Source organism: Kitasatospora arboriphila, from assembly GCF_039528095.1.
Taxonomy (GTDB): domain Bacteria; phylum Actinomycetota; class Actinomycetes; order Streptomycetales; family Streptomycetaceae; genus Kitasatospora; species Kitasatospora arboriphila.
Window position 1 is genome coordinate 1 of the sequence record NZ_BAAALD010000192.1, and the last position, 4295, is coordinate 4295.

3 protein-coding genes are annotated in these 4295 nt (G+C 73.7%); all 3 read right to left on the reverse strand.

What is annotated here, in order from left to right; all coding sequences use genetic code 11:
• Nucleotides 1-212 precede the first annotated feature (212 nt).
• On the reverse strand, nucleotides 213-1274 hold the full coding sequence (locus tag ABD353_RS39230; protein ID WP_425555351.1) for a ParA family protein: 1062 nt from the start codon (nucleotides 1272-1274) through the stop codon (nucleotides 213-215).
• A 467-nt stretch (nucleotides 1275-1741) separates the two neighbouring features.
• The gene (gene ald, locus ABD353_RS39235; protein ID WP_344628508.1) at nucleotides 1742-2857 is read right to left on the reverse strand and encodes an alanine dehydrogenase; all 1116 of its coding nucleotides are present in this window, start codon (nucleotides 2855-2857) and stop codon (nucleotides 1742-1744) included.
• 243 nt (nucleotides 2858-3100) lie between these two features.
• The coding region (locus tag ABD353_RS39240) for a tetratricopeptide repeat protein (protein ID WP_344628509.1) at nucleotides 3101-4295 on the reverse strand (1195 nt) is incomplete at its 5' end.

Genomic DNA, 4295 nt, shown 5'->3' on the forward strand with positions numbered 1-4295 from the left:
GCCCTCGGCGCCGTGCCGCCGGCCCGCCTCGGCGGGCGGCTGCGGCTGGGCGGCCTCGGTGGCGGCCCCGTCGGCGGCGGTGTCGCCGGCCGCGGCGGGCTGCTCGGCGGGCCGGGCGGTCTCCGGTCTGGTGGCCTCGGCCGACCGGCCCAGCGAGGGTGACAGGGCCATCCCCCCGGTGGTCCGGAACAGCTCGTCGGCTCCCGGGAGACTCACTCGGCGGGGCGGCACCGGTCGAGCACCTCCCTGGCGAGCTGGCGGTAGGCGGCGGCGCCGACCGAGTTGGTCGCGTACGTGGTGATCGGCTCGCCGGCCACGGTCGTCTCCGGGAACCTGACGGTGCGTCCGATGACGGTGTGGAAGACGTGCTCGCCGAAGGCCTCGACCACCCGGGCCAGCACCTCGCGGCTGTGCACCGTACGGGAGTCGTACATGGTGGCGAGGATGCCGTCGAGGCGCAGCTCCGGGTTGAGCCGCTCGCAGACCTTCTCGATGGTCTCGGTGAGCAGCGCGACGCCGCGCAGCGCGAAGAACTCGCACTCCAGCGGGACGATGACGCTGTGAGCCGCCGTCAGGGCGTTGACGGTGAGCAGGCCGAGCGAGGGCTGGCAGTCGATGATGACGTAGTCGTAGTCCGGCAGCAGCGGCTTGAGGGCGCGGGCGAGCGCGGACTCGCGGGCGACCTCGCTGACCAGCTGCACCTCGGCGGCCGACAGGTCGATGTTGGACGGCAGCAGGTCCATGCCGGGGACGGCGGTCTTCAGCAGGACCTCATCGGCCGTCAGGCCCCGCTCCATGAGCAGGTTGTAGACGGTGACGTCGAGTTCCATCGGGTTCACGCCGAGGCCGACGGAGAGGGCGCCCTGCGGGTCGAAGTCGACGAGCAGCACCCGGCGGCCGTACTCGGCCAGCGCCGCACCCAGGTTGATGGTCGACGTGGTCTTGCCGACGCCGCCCTTCTGGTTGCACATGGCGATGATCTGCGCGGGGCCGTGCTCGGCCACCGGCGCGGGGATCGGGAAGTACGGCAGCGGACGGCCGGTGGGGCCGACCCGCTCGCGGCGCTGCCGGGCGGCGTCGGGGGCCAGGGTGGCGGCGTACTCCGGGTCCGGCTCGTACTCGGCGTCCGGGTCGTCGTAGGGGCCGTAGCCCAGGTCGGCGTAGGAGAGGCCGTACGCGCCGAGCTCGGCGTCGTAGTCGGCGCCGGCGGCGGTGCCGCTCTGGCGCGCCTCGAAGGTGCGGACCGCGACCGAGCCGATCTCCGCCGTACCCACCGTCGCCGGCCGCGCGTACTCGTCGTGCGGCTGTCCGGCGGCGAGCTCCGCCAGTCCTGGCTGACCACCCCCGGGAGCAAATGTCGACTCATTCACAAGTCGTCTTACCTCCTTGGGCTTCCAGGACTCTATGTCGATACGTCAGCGTGGCAGCTTGCCGACGGTTTGCGACTCTAGGCCGTTCCAGGCGTTCGCAGCAACACAATCCACGGTAGTGGGCACGATGTGTCGGCTCCCCGACCACCCGCTGTCAAGGCTTGCGCGGGCCGGGAACCCTCACGATTCCGGGGCCGCCGCGCCCCCGCGGCGGGGTGACCCGCGGTGACCGGGTCCGCAGGGCGGGTGACACGTTGCACATGAATTGACATCACCCGTCCACCGGCCGGTCACCGGCCCGTGGGCGTGCGGGCGCGCCGAAGCCCCCGGCCCGAGGGGAGCGGGCCGGGGGCGACGGAGGTGCCGGCGCGTCAGGCGAGCACGGTCTCCAGGGAGACGGACTCCAGGTCGAAGGCGTCGGCGACGGCCTTGTAGGTGATCTGGCCCTCGTGCACGTTCAGACCCTTGGCCAGCGCGGCGTCGCGGCGCAGCGCGTCCTTCCAGCCGCGGTTGGCCAGCTCGACGATGTACGGCAGCGTCGCGTTGGTCAGCGCGTAGGTGGAGGTGTTCGGGACGGCGCCCGGCATGTTGGCCACGCAGTAGAAGACCGAGTTGTGGACCTGGAAGGTCGGCTCGGCGTGCGTGGTGGCACGGGAGTCCTCGAAGCAGCCGCCCTGGTCGATGGCGATGTCGACGAGCACGGAGCCCGGCTTCATGCGGGAGACCAGCTCGTTGGTGACGAGCTTCGGGGCCTTGGCGCCCGGGATCAGCACGGCGCCGATGACGAGGTCGGCCTCCAGGACGGCCTTCTCCAGCTCGAAGGAGTTGGAGGAGATGGCCTTCACCTTGGTGCCGAAGATCTTGTCGGCCTCGCGCAGCTTGTTGATGTCGCGGTCGAGCAGGGTGACGTCGTAGCCCATGCCGATGGCGATGGTGGCCGCGTGCCAGCCGGAGACGCCGCCGCCGATGACGACGCACTTCGCCGGGTGGGTGCCGGGCACGCCGCCGGGGAGCACGCCGCGGCCGCCGGCCGGGCGCATCAGGTGGTAGGAGCCGACCTGCGGGGCCAGCCGGCCCGCGACCTCGGACATCGGGGCGAGCAGCGGCAGGGCGCCGTTGGCGAGCTGCACGGTCTCGTAGGCGATCGCGGTGGTGCCGGAGGCGACCAGCGCCTCGGTGCCGGCGCGGTCGGCCGCCAGGTGCAGGTAGGTGAAGAGGGTCTGGCCCTTGCGGAGGCGGTGGTACTCCTCGGCGATGGGCTCCTTGACCTTCAGCAGGAGGTCGGCGGTCTCCCACACCTCGTCTGCCGTGGGGAGGATGGTGGCACCGGCGGCCACGTACTCCTCGTTGGGGATCGAGGAGCCGAGACCGGCGTTGTCCTCGATGAAGACCTCGTGTCCGTTGCGGACGAGCTCATGCACGCCGGCGGGCGTGATGGCCACGCGGTACTCGTGGTTCTTGACCTCGCGGGGGATGCCGACCTTCACGGCTAAACACGTCCCTCTTGCCTGGGGGTCCCGGCCGGGGGAAGACCGGCGGGCGGCGCGCACGGGGAAGGCCTCCGGAGAACGCCGGGGCACGGATCGCTGCGCGACTGCTGTCGAGTGTAATGAAGCCCAGCGGATCCGTCAGCCTTCCAAACTGAATAAATCAGCGGATCCGATTGGCAGGTTCGTAGGCTTGCACCTCGCTCCCGTGAACAAAGGCCCACGAATGCCGCATATCAGACACTACTCCGCAATGGGGTGATTCCACTCGCCTGCGAGCTGCTGCTGGAGGCGGTCCAGGGCAAGCGCCACAAGGGCTGCGCCCCGCTCGTCGCCGAGCCGCCGGAAGATCCCGAACGCCGCCCGGTACTCGCGCAGCGCCTCCTCGAAGCGGCGCTGCGCGGTGTGCGCCTCGGCGACCCGGGCCAGCAGCCGCGCCTCGGCCGGAGCGTCGCCCGCCTCCTGGCGCAGGGCCAGCGCGCGCCCGTACGAATCTCCGGCGCGCACGGCGTCGCCGAGCGCCCGGTAGCACCCTCCCGCGCTCTCCAATGCGCGGGCGCACCCCGACTCGTCGCCCGCCGCCCTGGCCCGGTCGAGGGCGGCCCGGTACCGTTCGGCGGCCCGCTCCCAGCGGCCCGCGGCGGCCTGCAGGTCGCCCAGGTTGAGCAGTGCGGCGGCGGCCCGGCGGGGCGCCCCGGCCCGCTCGGCGACCTCCAGGACGAGTTCGTGCAGCCGGTGCAGGTCCGCCGGGACGGTGGCCGGGGTGAGCGGCAGGGCCCGCAGCAGGGCGCCGACCAGCCGGCCCGCCGATCCGTCCAGGTCGCCCTGCCCGATCGCGTCGCCGACCGCGGTGAGCAGCTGGTCGCGCTCCTCGTCCAGCCAGCGGGCGGCCTGGTCGGCGGTCCGCAGCCGCAGCGGACCGGGCAGCGGGTCGGGCGCCGGGCCGGCCCCGGGGGCGAGCAGCGCCTGCGCCGAATCGACCAGGCGGACGAGACGCTCCAGCAGGCGGGCCCGGGCGAGTTCGACCTCCGCGGGCCGGTCCGCCTCGGCCCGGAGCTCCACCAGCCGCGGATGCAGCCAACCGGGAACCCGGTAGCGCGCGGTGCCGTCCGCGGCGGGCGGCTCGGCGGCCAGCAGCTCCCGCTCGGCGAGGTCGGCGAGCAGCCCGGCGGCCTCCGGCGCCGGACAGCCGGCCAGGGCGGAGGCGGTGCGCAGGTCGGCGAGCTGGGCGGGGGCCAGGGTGAGCATCCGCAGCATCCGGGCCCGGGTCGGGGTCAGCGTGCGGTAGAGCAGTTCGAAGGCGCCGCCCAGCGGGTCGCCCTCCGGCAGGGGGACGGGTCCGTCGGCGGGCAGCAGGTCGCGGGCGCGCCGGCCCCCCCCGCCCCCCCCCCCCGCCCGGCCCGGACGGCCGGCCCCGCCCCTGCCCTTCCCGGCCCCC